Genomic DNA, 20,395 nt, shown 5'->3' on the forward strand with positions numbered 1-20,395 from the left:
ATGGGACGCCAAATTGCTATGTTATGCGCCCTTGGCGGATTTAACACAACGATTGAGGATCTGCAGGTGGAAGCTTAAAAAAAGCTAAGGCCACTCTACATTCAATATGGGGAAGTGGGTATCTAAAGGGAAAATTTCCGAAGACTAGAAGCTGGCAGCGTTTGAACGTCTTTATTTTACAAAAAGCCTGGAAGATGCTGCTGGAAGTGCCGACTTTATAATCGAAGCGGTCGTTGAATATAAAACAGAGCCGGTGAAGCAATAGGAATGAGGGATAACAAAATGCACGAAATTCAAATCACCGTCAGATTTGGCGAAACAGATGCACTAGGGCATGTCAATAATACCAGTTATTTTATTTATCTGGAAGAAGCGAGGATCCGTTTTTTCGAGGCTTTAGGATTCAGTATGGGAATTGATGGCTGGAAGTTTATTATGGCCTCAACCAAATGTGATTTCATCAGCCAGGGTTATTTCAATCAGACTTTGACAATCAAAACCTATGTTTCCCGTATAGGGACAAAGAGCTTCCAGATTGAGCATGATATTTTGTGTGCACAAACTGGGGAGCTGATTGCCAGAGGCAATGTTGTCATTGTTTACTTTGATTTTAAAAAACAGCAAAGCGAGCCATTGCCGGAATTACTGAAGGAAGAACTAAAGAGCTACCAGGTGCATTATTAAATTACTGAATATTTGGAAATCAGAAAATGGTATACTAAAGCATAAATTTCCTCAGATGAATTGGAAAATCGGTTGAAAAAAGTGCTTGAATAGCGGATAAATTCATTGTGTCAAAGGAAAAGAAATATAAATTTTAGATGAATTTACAGAGTTGGCTGAAAGGAGATTTAATTTGGCTGATCGGCAGGTTCACATATTAGAAAACGAAAGGAGGAGAAAGAATGAGATTTTCAGATACAATCGCATTGGTTACAGGTGCAGGCAGCGGAATAGGAAAGGCAACGGCCATCCGGCTTGCGAATGAAGGTGCCAAGGTTATCCTGGTTGGCAGAACACGGTCTAAGCTTGAAGTGGTGGCACAAGATATTAATGCGGCTAAGAAAATCCCTGCTGCTGAAATTTTTCCCGCAGACGTAAAAGATGAAGATGATGTGCAGGAACTTAAGGAATATGTTCAGCAGAAATATGGTGATTTACATGTATTGATCAATAATGCAGGAGGTTCAGTTCATTCCAAAATTATGGATACTTCCGCTGAGGATTGGGACTATGTGCAGCAGACGAATTTAAAAAGCGTTTTTCTTGTATCAAAGTTACTCGGCGGTCTTATGGCGGATGCAGCCCAGAAAGAAGAAGGTCTTCCGCGTCCCCGGGCAATTGTGAATGTTGCCTCCCTTTCAGGTCATCAGGCTGGGGCGCATATTCCACACTATAGCTCGGCCAAAGCAGGAGTTATCAATTTTACCAGAGCACTTGCCCTGGAATTCTCACCATACGGAATTAGAGCCAACTCTGTTTCTCCAGGTTTCGTGGAAACCCCCTTAACTGAACAGGGACTGCAGAACGAACAATTTGTTAAAGCCATAAAAAGAAATACAGCCCTTCGCCGTGTTGGCAGGCCGGAGGAAGTGGCGAATGTTATTGCGTTTGCCGCATCAAATGAAGCCTCCTATATGACCGGTTCAGATATTCTGGTCGATGGCGGCTGGCTTATTATGTAAAAAAGAGAGAGGGGAATTACAATGTCAGAACAACACTTGCTTGTAAATCAGAATGGGGCGGTTTTGTCCCTAACTTTAAACAGGCCTGAAAGCTTAAATGCTTTTAGCCCTGATATGATTCTTGGACTAAAAAAGGCCATTAAAGAGGCTCAGCAAAACCCGGAAATCAGGGTCATTGTCCTTTCTGGTTCCGGGCGTTCCTTCAGTGCCGGCGGAGACGTGAAATCAATGGGCCAGGCAAATGCCGTGGGTGTTTATGAACATATCGGACGGCTTAACGAGTGTATCCTTACCATGAAGGAAACAGAGAAACCCATTCTTGCCGCTGTTCATGGTTTTGCAGCGGGTGCCGGATTTAATCTGGCCTTAGCCTGTGACTTGATTATCGCGGCAGATAACAGCCAGTTTGCACTTAGCTTTTCCCAGGTCGGCCTGATTTCGGATGGTGGTGGATCTTATTTTGTTCCTCGCCTTGTCGGACCGCATCTTGCCAAGCAATTCTTTTTCAGCGCTGAGCCTATTCCTGCTGAAAGGCTGTATAATCTGGGTGTCATTAACTATTTAGTCCCGCTTGAAAAGCTTCAGGAGGAAACCAGGAAAATTGCTGAAAAATTTGCGGCCGGTCCTAGCAGAGCTTATGGAATGATTAAAAAACTAGTAGATCACTCCTTGAATTCTACGTTAGAAGAGATACTTGAACAGGAACGAATTACCCAAACCATGATGGTAACGACAGAAGACCATAAAGAGGGTATTACTGCATTTAAGGAAAAAAGAAAGCCTAACTTTACAGGCAGATAAGGAGATGAAAGATGAAGGTCGTGGAGCTTAAGAAACACGGAGGGCCAGAGGTTTTACAGCTTATTGAAAAAGATATGCCCATACCAAAAGGCTTCGAGGTATTAATTGAAATAAAAGCAATTGGTGTCAATTACGCTGATACTGCCAGAAGGGAAGGCCAGTATGTCGTTAAAACGCCACTTCCTTTTATACCCGGTGCAGAAGTTGCTGGTGTAGTAAAAGAGGTAGGGCAAAACGTAACAGCTGTAAAACCTGGAACGAGGGTGGTAACGCTAATTGAGTCTGGCGGATATGCTGAATACACGTTAGCCGACAGCAGAGGACTAATTCCAATGCCAGATGAAATGGATTTTGAAAAGGCAGCTGCTCTTCCTCTTCAGGGATTGAGTGCCTATCATATTTTAAAAACAATGGGCCGGCTGGAGGAGGGCGAATCCGTACTGGTACACGCTGCTGCTGGAGGAGTCGGAACGCTTGCAGTCCAGCTTGCCAAGTTAATGGGAGCAGGAAAAGTAATCGCTGCAGCCAGCTCATCTGAAAAACTAGAGCTTGCCTGTGAAATGGGTGCGGATATACTCGTTAATTACACCGAAGAGGGCTGGGAGAAACAAGTTCTCGAAGCTACAGGTGGAAAAGGAGTAGATGTTGCGCTGGAGATGGCAGGAGGAGACGTTTTTCAAAAAACTTTGAAATGCCTTGCCACATTTGGAAGGCTCGTTATTTATGGTGTAGCAAGCGGAGAACAGGCAAACTTTTATCCCTCCTTACTGATGGCCAGGAACCAGTCAGTAATCGGATTCTTCCTTCCACAGATAATGAGAACACCTGAACTAATTCAATCAAGTATGAAGGAAATGCTTACTTATCTTGAACAAGGAAAACTCAAGCTGACAATTGGAGGAGTCTACCCGCTTGATCAGGCAGCTGAGGTTCACAGACTGCTGCAATCCCGGCAAACAAAAGGAAAACTTATATTGAAACCATAAATTATCATGAATACAGAAGCGGATCTTGAGAGAGCTGGACTCCAATCAAGTACAAATCTTGAATAAATTGATGAAGTTATGCCCCAGAGACTGGCTTACAGGGACAAAACTCGGTTGAAATCCTTGAGTTATATCCTCGAGACAGACTCTCAGGGCCCCTTGCGGCGCTGCTGAGGAGACTGGGTTTTTTTAAAAAAAGACAGTTTGCCTCTCAAATTTTGAACCTTAGGCAGCCAAACTCAAAGAAAGCCGCCAAACTTGCAGCAATCTGTAAGTCTGGCTTTCCAATAAAAATTATCAGGGTGGTGCTTATTCATGACAATAATCAATACTGTAACAGGGCCTATTTCAGTAGAGCGTTTGGGAAAAACTTTGATTCACGAACACTTTATTTTTGGCTACCCAGGTTTCCAGGGGGATGTCACTCTTGGCGGGTTTCAGGAAGAAGAAGCATTAGCAGAAGCAGTCAAAATTGCCAGGCAGATCCAAAGCTTCGGAGTGCAGACAGTCGTTGATCCAACACCAAATGAATGCGGCAGAAACCCTGAGTTTTTAAAGAAAATCAGTGAAGAAACTGGACTTCAGATTATTTGTGCTACTGGCTACTATTATGAAGGTGAAGGAGCTACTCCTTATTTCAAATTTCGCCAGGCGCTGGGTACAGCTGAGGAAGAAATCTATGAAATGTTTATTAAGGAAATTAATGAAGGAATTGCAGGTACGGGCATTAAGCCGGGAGTCATTAAGCTGGCGTCCAGTAAAAATAAAATTACACCATATGAACAAATGTTCTTCCGCGCAGGCGCAAGAGCTCAAAAGGAAACAGGAGTTGTGATCCTGACACATACCCAGGAAGGAACAATGGGTCCGGACCAAGCCAGGTTCCTGATTGAAAATGGAGCGGATCCTTCAAAAATAATTATAGGCCATATGTGCGGCAATATAAATCCACAATACCACAAGGAAACAATGGATCAGGGAGTAAGAATTGGCTTTGACCGTTTTGGCATTCAGGGAATGGTAGGCGCGCCGTTTGATCAGGAAAGGGTTCAGGTACTTCTAGCACTGTTAAAAGAAGGCTATGAGGATCAAATTATGCTGGCCCATGATACAGTAAACATATGGCTCGGCCGTCCTCCTGTAATGAACGAACAATTAACCAAAATAATGGAAAATTGGCATCCAGGCCATATTTTCTCTAATATCCTTCCTCAGCTTAGGGAAAAAGGTGTTACAGAAAAGCAAATTGATAAGATGATAGGTGAAAACGCAAAAGCACTTTTCAGCGGAGCATCAGCAAAGGTGGTTTGATAGGAATTTAGACCATTTTAGTCAAGGGCAGACAAATCTTGGCCCTGCTATAAAAAAGATAGATGGCCTAAAACCCTGTGTTTTTACTTCAAAAAAGGGGTGAGGTCTTATTCAAAAGATAATAACACTTACAATGGATACACCTTTTTCAGAAGGATTTGTAAATGCCTTTGCCGTATTGGGAGAAACGGCAACTTTGGTAGACACTGGCAATCCCGGCAGGAGATCATTCAATCAGCTGAACTCCCAGTTAAAGGAACATGGACTTACCTTTAAAGACTTCGACAGCATTGTTTTAACCCATATGCATACAGATCATTCTGGCGGGGTTATGTATATACAGGAGGAAGCTGATTTACCTGTTTATGTTCATGAACTGGCCGAGCCAGTGGTTACAGGCGGGGTAAATGAGTTTAACAGAATAAATGACTTTTTTAAAAATTTCCTTGAGCAATGCGGTGCCAATCCTTCAGAACATCAGCATAAAAGAAGATATAAGGATGAAATATGGAAGAATGTCCACTATTTAAAGGACGGAGATAACGTCCATATTGGAGGAACTTCTTATGAAGTTACCTATGTACCTGGGCATAGTCAGACCGATCTTCTGTTTTGGAATTCAGAAGAAGGTATAGCGTTGGTTGGAGATCATATTATTCCGGAATTATCTGTAAACGCTTTCATTGAACCGCCTCCACCCTGGCAGATGGACCGTCCTAAAACGCTGCTCCAGTATAGGGAGTCTCTTAACAAAGTGAAGAGTCTCCCTCTTAAAACCTGTTTTTCAGGGCATGGAAAGCCGTTTGATCAGCATGGTGAATTAATAGACAAGAGGCTTACAGAGCATGAAAAACGGTGCAGGCAAATCCACGAAATTCTTTCATGGGGCAGTAAAAACATTTACGAGATTTGTCTTGTCATGTATCCACAATTAAGGGACAAAACAATGTTTCTTGGACTGTCACAAATCCAGGGGCATCTTGACTTAATGGAAGTGCGTGGGGAGGTGAAAAAAGAAGAGATTAAGAGTGCCATAATTTATAAATTGGTTTAATTGTGTTCCCTCTTGACCCATGAAGAAGGAGAGGATGAAATGACACTAAAGGAATTGCTGGAGGTCAATATTGACAAATTTGGTGAGTATCCATTTTTATATTACCGCGAAAAGCAATATACAAATTTGGAAACAAAAAAGTATGCTGACCAATTAGCAAGCGGTCTGCAAAGCAGGCTTGGAATTACCAAAGGAGACCGGGTAGTTGTATGCATGGAGAACTGCCCTGAGGTTATTTTTTCCTATCAGGGAATTACCAGAAGCGGAGCGGTAAATGTGCCGGTTATGTTCACCCTGCATCCAAGGGAAATTCATTACATTATCAAAAATTGTGAAGCAAAGGCGGTGATTTGTTCCGCCTACACTGCTGAGCAGGTGAAAAAGTCCCTTGAAGGCCTTGAAAATCCTCCCGCAATCATTGCTGCCGACCTTCCTTCCAGTGAAGGAGTCTTAAGTCTTTATGATTTAATGACAGACAATACTTTAAAGGAAGCGGAGGAAAATGACGAAGACACTGCTGTTATTCTTTATACATCCGGTACAACCGGAAACCCTAAAGGTGTGCTTTTAACACATAAAAACCTCTACTCTAACGCTGTGAACTCCTCAGAACATAGCAGAGCAGAAAGCGGGATTACCATTGGAGCCCTGCCGCTTGCTCATGTATATGGACTTACAATATCGAACGCCTGTTTTTTAACTGGAAGTTCCGTTGTGATCTTTTCAAAATTTAACCCCAAAGAGATATTTCTAGCAATTGAAAAATACAAAATAAAGTCTTTCTCAGCTGTACCAGCCATGATTCATGCCATGGTTTCATATCCAAAGGCGGACGATTATGACACTTCGTCGCTTGAATCGGTCGGTTCCGGTTCTGCTCCTTTGCCTGCAGCACTGCTGAATGAATTTAAGAACAAATTTGGTGCTGTTGTACTGGAGGGCTATGGTCTTTCAGAAGCAGCCCCGGTAGTAACAGCCCATAATAAATATATTGAAATCAAGCCTGGCTCTGTTGGTATTCCCATACCGGGAGTCGAGATTAAAATTGTGGATGATTTTAATGAAGAGGTTCCTGTTGGGGATGTTGGGGAGCTTATTGTCCGCGGAGACAATGTCACTCCAGGTTATTACCAAAATGAAGAAGAATCCAAAAAGGTTTTACAAAATGGCTGGTTACATACAGGGGACATGGCGAGGGTCGATAATGAAGGATACCTGTATATTGTAGACCGTAAAAAGGACCTGATTATCAGAGGCGGTTTAAATGTTTACCCTCGGGATATTGAGGAGCTTCTTAACGGCCACGAAAAAGTTTTAGAGGCAGCCGTTGTAGGCGTTCCGGATGAAAGAATGGGCGAGGAAATGGTCGCCTGCATCGTAAAGAAGCCGGGAGCAGAAGTAACGGAGGAAGAACTGATCCGTATTTGCCAGGAACACCTTGCCAAAAATAAAACTCCTAGAAGCGTAGTTTTTATGGAATCCCTTCCCCGCAACGGAGTTGGAAAAATATTAAAAACCCATCTAAGGCAAACCGCTGCCGATATAGTTAGCCAAATAAATTGAAGGAGGAAGTGGAAAATGGAGCAAAGAACCATTTTAACGACAAGCAAAAGGGGGCTTCTGGAAGATTCATTCCCATTTCGCTTGTATCAAAAAGCAAAGAAATTTGGTATTTGGAATCCTTCTGATATTGATTTTTCACAGGATCAAAAGGACTGGGAAAAATTAACTGGTGAGCAAAGGCATGATATTCTGCGTCTTATTTCCCAGTTCCAGGCCGGTGAAGAAGCAGTAACGCTTGATTTGCTTCCGTTAATCATGACAATTGCCAAAGAAGGCAGGCTTGAAGAAGAAATGTTCCTTACTACCTTTTTATTCGAGGAAGCAAAGCACACCGAATTCTTCAGGCTCGTTCTAAATGCTATAGGTGAACGGGGGGACCTCTCCCATTTCCACACGGGTGCTTATAAAACGATTTTTTATGAAATTTTGCCAGCTGCTATGGAGCGCCTGGTGACGGATCAATCCCCTGAAGCAATTGCTGAAGCCTCCGTTGTTTACAACATGTTTGTGGAAGGCGTTTTGGCGGAAACCGGCTATTATTCATTCTATAAATCTCTCGAAGCAGACGGCATCATGCCTGGCCTGCTGCAGGGAATTGGTTATCTTAAAAAGGATGAATCAAGACATATCGGGTACGGTACATTCCTGCTCCAGCGCCTGATATGTGAGCATCCACATTTATTTGATTTTGTCGAAGCTAAAATGCAGGAACTGACTCCGCTGGCAATCCGGCTTAATCAGGAAGGTTTTGCCGGCAAAGAAGTCAGTGAATTTGGACATTTACTAGAGGATACCATGAATTTTACACTTCGCCAGCTTTCTGTCCGTATGGATATTCTTTCACGGGCGAGAGGCAAAAAGATAGAAGAGATTTACAGATTTACAGAAAGCGAGCTTGGTGTTCTTTAAAAATTTTTAAGAGGAGGAATTAAAATGACCGTTCAAGTTGATGTAAGAACATTTCCATTTTTTATAAACGGAACGTGGGAGCCGGCATCAAACGGTGAAACGTTTGATGTATTTAATCCTGCTACAGGCGCACGTGTCGCAAGAGTGGCTAAGGGAACAGCAGAGGATGTCAATAAAGCAGTTGAAGCTGCAAGAAATGCTTTTGACAACACCGATTGGAAGAACATGAAGCCAAAGGACAGATCAAAGGTTCTTTATGCCATTTCCCACCTAATTGCTGCACACTCAGAAGAGCTTGCTTATCTGGAAGCTATCAGCTCCGGCGGAACAGTACGGAGACTTGGCGGAAATGATATCTTGCAAATGGTTGATTTATTCCAGACTCTTGCGAAGTTTGTCGAAGAGTATCCATTTTCGGAAACGCTTCCAAGTCCTCCATTCCCTGGACCTGCCCATAACTTTATTTGGAGAGAGCCAATTGGAGTTTGTGCGGCAATAACACCATGGAACCTTCCGATGGTCATTGCAGCGTGGAAAATAGCTCCGGCACTTGCTATGGGTAACACAGTTGTGGTTAAGCCTGCGAGCTATACTCCATTATCCACTTTAAAACTTGCTGAAATCATTTCGCAGGTTGTTCCTCCTGGAGTCATTAATGTGGTGACAGGGCCAGGTGGCGAAGTAGGTGAAACTCTAGTAAAACATCCGAAGGTAGATAAGGTTGCCTTCACTGGTTCAACTGAAGTAGGTCGCCGTGTCATGCAGCTTGCTGCTGAAACTATTAAAAATACTACTTTGGAACTTGGCGGAAAGTCTCCAAACATCATTCTTGAGGATGCAGATTTAAGCATTGCTCTTCCGGGCAGTCTGTTTGGGGTATTTCTGCATTCCGGACAGCTTTGTGAATCCGGTACCAGACTATTCGTTCCAGATCATCTGCATGACGCAGTTGTAGAGCAGCTGGTTAAGCTGGCAGGAAAGATCAAGCTTGGAAATCCACTTGACCCAGCAACAGATGTTGGTCCTGTTATTTCGAAAAAACAAAAGGAAACCATCCTGTCTTATATCGAAGCGGGTAAGGCAGAAGGTGCAACCCTAGTCTGCGGCGGGAAGGAAGCAGTTGTGGCAGGCTGTGAAAATGGGCATTTCGTTGAGCCTACTATTTTTACAAATGTAACCAATGATATGACCATTGCCCGTGAAGAAATTTTTGGACCTGTATTATCAGTTATCCGCTATAAGGAAGTTGATGAGGCAATCCGCCTTGCAAATGACACCATTTACGGCTTGGCAGCGGGTGTATGGACCCGGGACGTTAACAAGGCATACGACTTAGCCCGCAAGCTGCAGGCAGGTGTTGTCTGGATTAACGACTGGCATATGCTCCGTAATGATGCACCGTTTGGCGGCTACAAGCAAAGCGGTATTGGCCGTGAAATGGGCAAGCATTCTCTTGATGCTTATACACAGGTTAAGCATGTCCATACTTCAATGGTGCCTGAGCTCCATAAACGCAACTGGTACGGCCTATTGTTTTCTAATACAAATGAATAAAAAAATTATATTGAGGTGAAGAGGATGCAAACGACAACTTTATCACAATTTATGCTTCGTTCTGCTATCTACAGCGGATCGAATTCAAGGGCACTCGTACCAGATTTGTTTAAAGGGCTTGGGGCAAAAAGAGTTGTACTATTCAGTGACCGAGGACTTGAGAATGCAGGAGTAGTAGAAAAAGTAGCTAAGATTTTCGAATTAACTTCACATGGATCTGGTCCTGAGCTTGCCGGTGTTTTTTTGGACATTTCACAGGACGCGGAAAGCCGATGTGTAAACGATGCCGTTCGTTATGCAAGAGAAGTTGGAGCAGATGGACTTTTAGCTGTCGGCGGGGGAAGCGTTCTTGATACTGTAAAAGGAGTGAAATATGCCCTTTATAATGGCCTTTCCGATATAAAGGACGCAATTCCTGGCGGCTTCCGTTTTGAACAGTTCCCTAAGGCTCAGTTTATGGCAATTCCTCATATCGCAGTACCTACTACTGCTGGTACAGGCTCAGAGGTTTCGCCAATTGCTGTTATTTTTAATGAAGATATCCAAATGAAAGGCAATATTATCAATCCATTCATCAGTGCTGATATTGCTGTTTTAGATCCGGACCTTACGATTGGCCTTCCGCCGGCAATCACGGCATTTACCGGTTTTGATGCGTTAACACATGCTATTGAAGCTTTGGCATCCCCAAGTGCAACGGCTTTAACAGATGCACATGCCCTCCATGCCATTCGCCTGATTGAAAAAAATCTTCCACTTGCTGTGGAGGATGGTTCAAATGTAAATGCCCGAATGGAAATGCTCCAGGCAAGTTTAATGGGAATTACAGCCTTCAGCTTTGCCTTAAATGCAATACCTGTCCATAATTTTGCCCATGCATATGGAGCTTTGTTCCGTATTCCGCATGGATTGGCAAACGCAGTCTTCCTGCCAGTTGTCATGGAATATGTACCTGATCTTTACCTGCCAAAAATTAATGAACTAGCCGAAGCACTTCATGTAGAAACTGATACAGCTGACGAACCGCGTACTGTTTTAGCTAAGGTAGTTGAAAAGCTGCGTCTTCTTCAGCACAAAACAGGTCTTCCTGATGACTTTGCACAGTACAATCTTTCTGAAGAAGACCTTGAAAGGGCAGCAGCTGCTGTTGCAAAGGATCCTGCATCGGTTTCATTCCCAATGCCTAAAGAACTTATCCAGGCGGTTGGACAAAAGGTAGTGCCTATATCTGTAAAATAAATGTAAATAGAGCGGACTCAATATAAGCTTTTTGAGTCCGTTTGCCTTTTAAGAAATAACATAAAAATATTATGTCAACAAGGAGACGAAGGACAATGATGAATTTTGCTTTTACAGAAGAACAGGAGCTTTTAAGAAAAACAGTTAGAAGTTTTGTAGATAAGGAGATTATGCCATATATCAAAGAATGGGATGAGAATCATCATTTTGAGCCTCATATTTTAAAAAGGCTTTCCGAGCTGGGACTAATGGGTGTGTGTATTCCCGAGCAGTATGGCGGCAGCGGTATGGACTATAATTCCCTTGCTATCGTTTGTGAAGAGCTTGAAAGAGGGGATACTGCCTTCAGGACAGCTGTGTCGGTACATACAGGTCTCAACAGTATGACTCTCCTGCAGTGGGGAACGGAGGAGCAAAAAAGAAAGTACCTTATTCCGCAGGCAAAGGGTGAGAAGGTCGCAGCCTACGGATTAACTGAACCAAATGCAGGCTCAGATGTGGCTGCGATGCAGACAACAGCTGTGGACAAGGGTGACCATTATTTATTAAATGGCTCGAAGACCTGGATTTCTCTCTGTGATGCTGCAGACCATTTCCTTGTTTTTGCCTATACAGATAAAAGTAAAAAGCATCACGGAATATCCGCCTTTATTGTAGAGAGAACATGGGAAGGATTTTCCTCTAAAGCGATTAAAGGAAAATTAGGAATTCGCGCAGGAAATACAGGAGAACTCTTTTTTGATAATGTTAGAGTACCGAAGGAGAATCTCCTTGGACAGGAAGGCGAAGGATTTAAAATTGCAATGTCAGCATTGGATAACGGAAGATTCACTGTTGCAGCAGGTGCTTGCGGAACGATCATGGCAAGTCTGGAAGCCAGCATTAAATATTGCCATGAAAGAAGCACATTTGGCAAGGAAATCGGCCGTCACCAGCTCGTTCAGCAGATGATAGCAAAAATGGAAGCGGGGCTTCAGGTGTCGCGCCTCCTTGTGTATCGTGCAGGATGGCTGAAAAATGAAGGCAAGCGCTGCACCCGGGAAACCTCACTGGCAAAATGGCAATCCTGTGATTATGCCTATGAAGCAGCAAATGATGCTGTTCAAATACATGGCGCCTATGGATTTTCAAATGAATACCCAGTTGAAAGATATTTAAGAAATGCGAAGGCTCCAGTAATTTATGAAGGCACTCGTGAGATTCATACAGTAATGCAGGGTGAGTATTCTTTAGGATATCGAACAGATAAACCATTATCAAAAACCTTGCCAGCATGGCCCTTTGAGCCTGCAATCGAGGAATCGCTAAAATAAAAAGGCTATGTTGAAGAACATTGTTGGTTTTATAAATGGTGATTGCAGTTAAAGGATGCGAGACTCCAGCGGGAGAAGCGGCTTGAAGGGAGACCCCGCAGGAGCGAAGCGACGGGGAGAACGAAGAATGGAAGCGCATAGTTTAGCCCCGACAAGCGCTGGAGGACCTGACGGTTAAGTCGTTTTTTACTTCAAAGTCAGGATGGAAACGACCTCATGGGGCTAGGCGCTGAGTTGGGACAAGCTCCCGAACCGCACGCGGAAAGCGCTTGTCTTGAAACCAAAATAGTCCTCCTCAAAATGGGGGGAGGACTATCCTATTAATTTTTAAAAAGTAAATCAAAAAACTTGTATTTTCTGAAACTTCAGAATAAAATATATCTAACATACCAACCGGTAGGTATGTACCAAACATTTATTTAATATATTTTTTATAGTAAAAACTAGATTACCAGACTAAGGATGGAGTGAAAGGTATGGATTTAAGGCTGACTGATGAGCAAAAAATGGTACAAAAAACAATTCGCAGATTTGTAGAAAAAGAACTTATCCCTCTTGAAAACGAAGTTCTAAGAAATGAAAGGGAAGGAAGACCCAGCCTTCCTCCAGGAAAATTAAAAGAACTTCAGCTAAAAGCGAAGGAAGCAGGATTCTGGGGCATTAATACACCTGAAAAATACGGCGGTGCAGAACTGGGCCAAATGATGATGGCGATTGTTTTAATGGAAGTTTCAAAGACATTTGTTCCATTCCACTTTGGGGGTTCAGCAGATAATATCCTTTACTACGCGAATGAAGAACAAAAAGATAAGTATTTAATCCCAACCATTTACGGCGAGAAGAAATCCTGTTTTGCTATGACAGAGCCTGGTGCGGGATCTGATACACAAAACATCAAAATGACAGCAGTGAAAGACGGCAATGAATGGGTTTTAAATGGCGAGAAAACATTTATTACTGGCGGTAATGAAGCAGACTTCGTCATGGTTATTGCGATAACAGACAAAGAAAGACATCAGGCTACAAGAGGCCGTGAAGGTGTAACCTGCTTTATCGCAGACAGGGACATGGGCTGGAAATCAGAGTATATACATACGATGGGAGAATGGGGCCCTGCCGGTCTTGTATTTGATAATGTGCGGGTACCTGAGGAGAACATTCTTGGTGAATTGCACAAAGGCTATAATTTAGGCCTAGAATGGATTGGATTCGCCCGATGGATCGTTGGAGCAAGAGCAGTAGGGTCTGCTGAGCGTCTATTGCAAATGGCTATTGATTATTCTAGAGAACGTGTTACTTTCGGAAAACCAATTGCTGAACGCCAGGCTATTCAATGGCAAATTGCAGACTCCGCTGTTGAAATCGAAGCTGCCAGATGGCTCGTTTTAAATGCTGCGTTCACTCTTGATGCTGGTGAAGATAACCGCCATCTTGCTTCAATGGCAAAATTATATGGCTCTAATATGGGCAACCGTGTAGTAGACCGCGTATTGCAAATCCATGGCGGCATGGGCTATACAAGAGAATTGCCGATTGAAAGATGGTACCGTGAAGCCAGACTATGGAGAATTTACGATGGAACTGATGAAATCCAGCGAATGATAATTGCAAGAAACCTTATTAAAGGCCATGTTAAAGTAGGCCAATATATTTGAAAATGTAAGCGTTAACATGATTTTCAGGGAGGTAATCATATGACAGGAAGATTTGAAGGCAGGGTTGCATTCGTAACAGGAGGCAGCCGTGGTATTGGAAAAGGAATCGTTGAGCGTTTTGCTGAGGAAGGCGCTAAAGTAGCTTTCATTGATTTAAATGAAGAGGCCCTTGCCGAAACTACAAGCGAACTCGGTGAAAAAGGCTATGAAGTATTTTCAAAGGCTGCTGATGTTACAGATGCCGAGCAGGTTGAGCAGGCTGTTAAAGAAGTGAACGATACTTTTGGATCTGTAGATATCTTAGTAAATAACGCAGGTGTCATCCGTGATAATCTTCTTTTTAAAATGACAGATACAGACTGGCAAACGGTTATGGATGTTCATTTAAAGGGATCCTTTAACGCTGCTCGTGCCGCCCAAAAATACATGGTGGAGCAAAAATATGGAAGAATCATTAATATTTCTTCTACTTCTGCCTTGGGGAATCGCGGTCAGGCTAACTATGCTGCTGCTAAAGCTGGTTTACTGGGCTTTACTAAAACACTGGCGATTGAGCTTGGCAGATATGGGATTACTGCTAATTCCGTTGCCCCTGGTTTTATTGAGACAGAAATGACTAAGGAAACAGCTGCTAGAATTGGAATTCCTTTTGATGAGCTAATCAAACACAGTGTCTCTAATATTCCTGTTGGCCGCAGCGGAAAACCGGCGGATATTGCCAATGCAGTTGCATTCTTTGCAGATGAAAGATCTTCCTTTGTAAACGGCCAGGTTATTTACGTTGCTGGCGGTCCGAAAGCTTAATTCTAAAAAGGAGGTGAGGAAGAATTGTTTAAGCATTTAATAGGCAAGCAATCTGCCAAAGTGAAAAACTCGGTTGAACGTGGTGCAGTTAAAAAATTTGCAGAATCGATTGGCGATATTCATCCCATCTATCTTGATGAAGAAACTGGACGTAATTCACGATATAAAGGCAATATCGCCCCTCCAACTTTTCCAAGGGTGTTTGATTACGGAACAATTGAAGATCTAAACCTCCCTAATAAAGGCTTGATCCATGGCGAGCAAACCTTCCATTATGAAAGGCCGCTGTTGGTAGGCGAAGAGGTTTACTGCTATACCGAGGTTAAGAACTATTTTGAAAAAAAAGGAACGATGGGGGAAATGGGCTTCCTTGTTCTTGAAAGCTTTGGAGAGGATACCTTAGGAAAGATTGTCTTTTCTTCTAAATCAACTGTTATTATTTCGGAAGCAGTAAGGAAGGTGTTGGTTCCATGATGACACTTGAGGAGTTTCAAGTTGGCGATTCGCTGGATGATATTCAATTGGACCCGGTGGACAGAATTACTTTGATCAAATACGCCGGTGCTTCAGGCGATTTCAACCCGATTCATACAATTGATGAGGAGGCAAAAAATGCTGGTCTGCCCGGTATCATTGCTCACGGGATGTGGACGATGGGTAACCTGTCAAAACTGTTTACTCCTTTTTATGAAGATGGATTTATTCAGGATTATCAGATCCGCTTCAGAGGCATGGTTTTCTTAAACGATCAAATCACACTCAAAGCAGAGCTCAAAGAAAAAGATTCCCAAAAGCTGAGTTTCCTTGTTAAAGCGGTGAACCAAAAAGGTGCCGACGTAATAAATGGAGAGGTAATTTATAGAAGGTATGAAGATTAAGTAACTGCACTTAGTGACCGAAAAGAGGTTTGCGGAAGCAAAAGGATTCAACTAACCGTCCAACTAGTGACTCTGAACCGATCTGAACCTCATAGTGGTAACTGTTTTAATCTGAAAAATTCGAAGTATATTCTACAAAACTTTTATCCGATTCAACCAAAAATGGGGTCGTTCTGCCAAACTTCTTTTTTCACCTTCCCATTGTCCGTTATTTGAAAACTTAACCCAGGACCCGGCATATTTTGCTGGGTTTATTGCTATCCATAATGAGGTGTTCTGAATGAGTGGCAAGACCGTAATTATAACGGGAGGAAGCAGCGGTATAGGCAAAGCTATGGCGAAAAAGTTTCTGGCTGAAGGAGCAAACGTTGTCATTACAGGAAGGAATAAAGATAAACTCGATCACGCTTCCGAGGAGCTTAATCAGTTAACAGGCAGATTTCTTACCGTTGAAATGGACGTTCGCAACCCTGAAGATATCAACCGAACCATCGAGGAAACAAAAACACGATTTGGCGGCTTTGACACCTTAATAAACAATGCAGCCGGGAACTTTATATGTCCTGCAGAAGATTTATCATTTAAAGGCTGGAATGCCGTTATTAACATCGTATTGAATGGGACATTTTATTTCAGCCAGACTGCAGGTAAAGAGTGGATCACCAAGGGTGTACAAGGTACCATCATCAATATCCTTGCAACCTACGCATGGACATCTGGCCCCGGTGTTATCCATTCTGCAAGTGCCAAAGCAGGTGTTCTTGCAATGACCAGAACGCTTGCAGTGGAATGGGGCTATAAATACGGAATCCGCGTTAATGCAATTGCACCCGGACCGGTGGAGAATACCGGCGGAGCAGACCGCCTTTGGGGTTCCGAAGAAGCGTATAAGCGAACGGTTTCCTCCATACCTTTAAAAAGACTTGCACTTCCTGAGGAGATTGCCAATGTGGCGGCATTCTTAGCATCTGAAGAAGCAGCTTTTATTAACGGTGACTGTATTACTGTTGATGGTGGCCAATGGCTGAATAGGAGATCTTTTTTATCCTAAAATATTGTTGATTTTGGACTATGTTGATTGGAGCGGAAGGCGCGGAACTCCTGGAAAATGCATTCCGCATTTCCTTCGTGTGTGGGCGGATTAGCTGATGCAAATTCAATACCAGCGGGAAAAGCGGGCCAGGGGAGAGGCAGCACGCGCGAATGCGCCGAGGAGGCTCCCCGATCGCCCGCTGAAAGCGAGCGCCGTGAGCTAAATCAACAGTCAAATATACCAGTGCCTACATTAAAAGGAGCGATGAAAATGGCTGTAAAAGAATATAAAGCAAACTATAAGCCGCCTGTGTTTCAAACAGTAGAGGAAGAACGCCAACATTTAAAGCAAAAGCTTGCTGGCGCTTTCCGACTGTTTTCCAAATTTGGCTTTGATGAGGGGGTAGCAGGTCATATCACTGCACGTGATCCTGAAAGAAAAGACCATTTTTGGGTAAATCCATACGGTGTTCATTTTAGCCAAATCCAGGCATCTGATCTTATCCTTTGTAATCACGAAGGCAAGGTGGTTGAAGGTAACTATCCCGTTAATGGTGCTGCTTTTGCTATCCACTCACAGGTCCATGCTGCAAGACCTGATATTATTGCTGCTGCCCATTCCCACTCCGTATATGGAAAAGCGTGGTCTTCACTTGGCAGACTGCTAGATCCCCTCACACAGGATGCCTGCGCATTTTATAATGACCATTCCTTATTCGACGATTATACAGGTGTCGTTCTGGACACAGAGGAGGGCAAAAGAATTGGAAAAGCCCTTGGGAGCCATAAGGCATGCATTTTAAGAAATCATGGTTTGCTTACCGTTGGAAAAACTGTTGATGAAGCAGTCTGGTGGTTCATTACGATGGAACGCTCCTGCCAGGCACAGCTGCTTGCTGAAGCTGCAGGTACTCCTGTACTCATTGGGCCTGAAAACGCAGAAGTTACGAGAGGACAGGTAGGAACACATGAAGCTGGATGGTTCCAATGCCAGCCGCTATGGAACAGGATTGTGAAGGAACAGCCTGATTTGCTGGAATAGCTTTCTTACATAAGTTATTTCTGAAAGGAGGAAAGGTTTTGAAAGTAGGCGTTGTAGGGGCAGGGGCAGTCGGCGGCTATTTTGGCAGTCTCCTCAAACAAGGAGGAAATAATGTCGTTTTCCTTGCTAGAGGAAAACATCTTGAAGCCATGAAAGGAAACGGCCTTACAGTAGAAGCAGAAAGCGGAACCTTTAATGTTAAAGGTAATTTTACTGACCAATATGAGGAGCTGACAGATTCGGACCTCCTTTTATTTTGTGTAAAATCTACAGACACCTATGAAACTGCGTTGCGTATTAAGCCTTATTTGAAAGATGGGGCACTCATCCTGACTCTTCAAAACGGAGTGGACAACGAAGACATTCTTTCAACCGTTTTTGAAAAGGAAAGAATCTTTTCAGCTGCTTCCTATATTCAGGTCTTTATAAAAGAACCAGGAATTATCAAGCAAATCGGCAATCCACCCAGACTAGTGATGGGAGGAATTGAAGAGAGCCAGGAAACAGACTTAAAGAAAATTTCTACGTTCTTAAATCTATCCGGCATTGAAACCTTCACAACAAGAAATATTACGGAAACAAAATGGAAGAAACTCCTTTGGAATGTTACCTTTAACCCTATTACTGCGCTGCTTGAAATAAGTGTGGGTGAGATACTTGATAGTCCCGATCTCAAAAGATCCGCAGTACAAATATGCATGGAATCTATCAAAGTAGCAAAATCGATGGGTGTCGCACTCGATAACAGTGCATGTGATGAAATACTTGCACAGGGGGCCATTGCCAGAAACCATCAAACCTCTATGCTTCAGGATAAATTAAGGGGGAAAAAGATGGAGGTTGAATCGATTTGTGGCTACATTGTTAAAAAGGGACGTGAATACAATGTTCCCACACCCGTTCTTGAAACCATCTATCATCTATTAAAATTTCAGGATTCTATAATCCAAAGTAAAGGCGGGGATATGCTGGCATGATCAAATCTCATCCCCAACCCTGGCATGAATCCTATCCTGCCAGTACGGAAACTTCCTTCGAAATTCCGGAAGTCAGCTTGTTTTCCTTTTTAGAGGAGACGGCTGAGAAATATGGTCAGCAAACAGCAATTATTTATGAAGGGGAGCACATCTCCTATAACAGTCTGAAGGACCAAACTGACCGGCTTGCAAGCGCCTGGAGGGATCTTGGAGCCCGTAAAGGCGATCGAATCGGACTCATGCTTTCAAATGAACCTTTTTATATTATTTCCTACTATGCTGCCTTAAAGCTAGGATTAATTATTGTCCAGATTAATCCACAGTATACCCAAAGGGAACTGGCAGAAATACTTGATGACTCTAACATCTCCTATCTTATAGCAGAGCCAGAGCAATTAGATAAAGTTCTCAACGTGGAAAAGGATTTTCCCGGCCTGCGTAATATTTTCACTTTTGGATCCGAAAGTAATGAAGACATCCTCAATCTTAATGAATTAATGGAAAAAGCCAGTCCTTTGAAGGAAAAAATATCTATTTCGCCAAAGGAAGATATCGCTGTTATTCAATACACTGGCGGGACAACGGGGCGTAAAAAAGGGGCAATGCTAACTTATTTTAATTTAGTGGCGAATGTTCTCCAAAGCAAGGCACTATATGGTGAAAAAATGCTGTTCGGCTGTGAGACCATCCTGACAGCCATCCCGCTTTACCATGTATTTGGAATGACAGTAGGGATGAACTTAGGAATATATACGGGTTCAACAATTCTACTTGTTAAAAAATTTGAAACTGAAAAGGTTCTGAATCTGATCAAAAAACATCAGCCGACTTTTTTTCCGGGTGTCCCCAAAATGTACACTGTCTTTGTAAATTATCCTGGAATAGAAAAATACGGTCTCGACTCCTTTAAAATCTGTTCCAGCGGATCGGCGCCTCTCCCGGTTGAAATCCTAAACCAGTTTGAAAAATTAACAGGAGCATCTATTGGAGAAGGCTACGGCCTGTCTGAAACCTCTCCATCCACCCACCGGAATCCGCCTTACGGAAAAAGAAAGGCGGGCAGTATCGGGCTCCCGCTTCCGGGCACGGATTGCCGTATTGTGGATGACAAAGGAGAAGCGCTTCCTCCAAAGGCAATCGGGGAATTGCTGATTAAAGGTCCTCAGGTGATGCTCGGCTATTGGAACAAACCGGAGGAAACAATGCAGGCTATTCGCGATGGCTGGTTCTATACAGGAGATTTGGCGATGATGGATGAGGAAGGCTATTTTTACATCGTCGGCAGGAAAAAGGAAATGATTATTGTCGGAGGGTTTAATGTATATCCACAGGAAGTAGAGGGAGTACTTTATGAACACCCCTCAGTAAAGGAAGCTGCCGTCATTGGAGTTCCGGCCCAAGAAACTGGCGAGCTGGTAAAAGCCTTTGTAGTACCTAAAGAGGGAAAAACAATAGACCTTGATGATCTGAAGGAATTCTGCTATCAGCAGCTGTCCCGCTATAAAGTTCCTAAGAACTTCGAGATTATTGATGAGCTTCCAAGGAACTCTGTCGGCAAAATCTTAAAGAGATTGCTAGTTGAAAAGAAATAG

General features: G+C 43.1%; 19 protein-coding genes. All 19 read left to right on the forward strand.

What is annotated here, in order from left to right; all coding sequences use genetic code 11:
* Positions 1-282: 282 nt before the first annotated feature.
* The 19 genes from V1501_RS09350 to V1501_RS09440 all read left to right on the forward strand — a co-directional run bounded on the left by V1501_RS09350 (position 283) and on the right by V1501_RS09440 (position 20,395).
* Positions 283-684: an acyl-CoA thioesterase gene (locus V1501_RS09350; protein ID WP_409292805.1), complete on the forward strand. Its 402-nt coding sequence runs from the start codon at positions 283-285 to the stop codon at positions 682-684.
* Positions 685-905: 221 nt separating this feature from the next.
* Positions 906-1,685, forward strand: coding sequence for an SDR family NAD(P)-dependent oxidoreductase (locus V1501_RS09355; RefSeq protein ID WP_409292806.1), 780 nt, complete (start codon positions 906-908; stop codon positions 1,683-1,685).
* A gap of 21 nt (positions 1,686-1,706) precedes the next feature.
* Positions 1,707-2,486 (forward strand): enoyl-CoA hydratase/isomerase family protein, encoded by a 780-nt coding sequence (locus V1501_RS09360; protein WP_409292808.1) that lies wholly within the window; start codon positions 1,707-1,709, stop codon positions 2,484-2,486.
* Between the two features lie 11 nt (positions 2,487-2,497).
* Entirely contained in the window at positions 2,498-3,472 is a 975-nt protein-coding gene (locus tag V1501_RS09365) for a zinc-binding alcohol dehydrogenase family protein (protein ID WP_409292810.1), read from the forward strand.
* A 315-nt stretch (positions 3,473-3,787) separates the two neighbouring features.
* Positions 3,788-4,783: a phosphotriesterase gene (locus tag V1501_RS09370; protein ID WP_409292812.1), complete on the forward strand. Its 996-nt coding sequence runs from the start codon at positions 3,788-3,790 to the stop codon at positions 4,781-4,783.
* A gap of 133 nt (positions 4,784-4,916) precedes the next feature.
* Positions 4,917-5,837, forward strand: a complete 921-nt coding sequence (locus V1501_RS09375; RefSeq protein WP_409292814.1) for an MBL fold metallo-hydrolase — start codon at positions 4,917-4,919, stop codon at positions 5,835-5,837.
* 39 nt (positions 5,838-5,876) lie between these two features.
* Entirely contained in the window at positions 5,877-7,400 is a 1,524-nt protein-coding gene (locus V1501_RS09380) for a class I adenylate-forming enzyme family protein (protein WP_409292815.1), read from the forward strand.
* Between the two features lie 15 nt (positions 7,401-7,415).
* Positions 7,416-8,309, forward strand: a complete 894-nt coding sequence (locus V1501_RS09385; RefSeq protein WP_409292817.1) for a R2-like ligand-binding oxidase — start codon at positions 7,416-7,418, stop codon at positions 8,307-8,309.
* A 24-nt stretch (positions 8,310-8,333) separates the two neighbouring features.
* A complete protein-coding gene (locus V1501_RS09390; protein WP_409292818.1) occupies positions 8,334-9,863 on the forward strand; it encodes an aldehyde dehydrogenase family protein in 1,530 nt (509 codons plus the stop codon).
* 24 nt (positions 9,864-9,887) lie between these two features.
* On the forward strand, positions 9,888-11,102 hold the full coding sequence (locus V1501_RS09395) for an iron-containing alcohol dehydrogenase (protein ID WP_409292819.1): 1,215 nt from the start codon (positions 9,888-9,890) through the stop codon (positions 11,100-11,102).
* A gap of 98 nt (positions 11,103-11,200) precedes the next feature.
* Entirely contained in the window at positions 11,201-12,415 is a 1,215-nt protein-coding gene (locus V1501_RS09400) for an acyl-CoA dehydrogenase family protein (RefSeq protein WP_409293307.1), read from the forward strand.
* A 476-nt stretch (positions 12,416-12,891) separates the two neighbouring features.
* Positions 12,892-14,070, forward strand: a complete 1,179-nt coding sequence (locus tag V1501_RS09405) for an acyl-CoA dehydrogenase family protein (RefSeq protein ID WP_409292820.1) — start codon at positions 12,892-12,894, stop codon at positions 14,068-14,070.
* Positions 14,071-14,109: 39 nt separating this feature from the next.
* Positions 14,110-14,874, forward strand: coding sequence for a 3-oxoacyl-ACP reductase FabG (fabG, locus tag V1501_RS09410; RefSeq protein ID WP_409292821.1), 765 nt, complete (start codon positions 14,110-14,112; stop codon positions 14,872-14,874).
* A gap of 24 nt (positions 14,875-14,898) precedes the next feature.
* Entirely contained in the window at positions 14,899-15,348 is a 450-nt protein-coding gene (locus V1501_RS09415) for a MaoC family dehydratase N-terminal domain-containing protein (RefSeq protein ID WP_409292822.1), read from the forward strand.
* Positions 15,345-15,752 carry a MaoC/PaaZ C-terminal domain-containing protein gene (locus tag V1501_RS09420; protein ID WP_409292823.1) on the forward strand — a complete coding sequence of 136 codons (408 nt, stop codon included), beginning with the start codon at positions 15,345-15,347 and terminating at the stop codon, positions 15,750-15,752. Before V1501_RS09415 ends, V1501_RS09420 begins: the two co-directional genes overlap by 4 nt.
* Before the next feature lie 280 nt (positions 15,753-16,032).
* Positions 16,033-16,803, forward strand: coding sequence for a 2,4-dienoyl-CoA reductase (gene fadH / locus V1501_RS09425; protein WP_409292825.1), 771 nt, complete (start codon positions 16,033-16,035; stop codon positions 16,801-16,803).
* Between the two features lie 252 nt (positions 16,804-17,055).
* Positions 17,056-17,826, forward strand: coding sequence for a class II aldolase/adducin family protein (locus tag V1501_RS09430; RefSeq protein WP_409292827.1), 771 nt, complete (start codon positions 17,056-17,058; stop codon positions 17,824-17,826).
* A 38-nt stretch (positions 17,827-17,864) separates the two neighbouring features.
* On the forward strand, positions 17,865-18,803 hold the full coding sequence (locus V1501_RS09435; RefSeq protein WP_409292828.1) for a ketopantoate reductase family protein: 939 nt from the start codon (positions 17,865-17,867) through the stop codon (positions 18,801-18,803).
* The gene (locus tag V1501_RS09440) at positions 18,800-20,395 is read left to right on the forward strand and encodes a long-chain-fatty-acid--CoA ligase (RefSeq protein WP_409292829.1); all 1,596 of its coding nucleotides are present in this window, start codon (positions 18,800-18,802) and stop codon (positions 20,393-20,395) included. The genes V1501_RS09435 and V1501_RS09440 overlap by 4 nt, the downstream gene beginning before the upstream one ends.

Origin of the sequence: Paraperibacillus esterisolvens (assembly GCF_046237625.1) — a bacterium.
In the GTDB taxonomy this organism is placed as follows: Bacteria; Bacillota; Bacilli; order Bacillales; family DSM-1321; genus Paraperibacillus; species Paraperibacillus esterisolvens.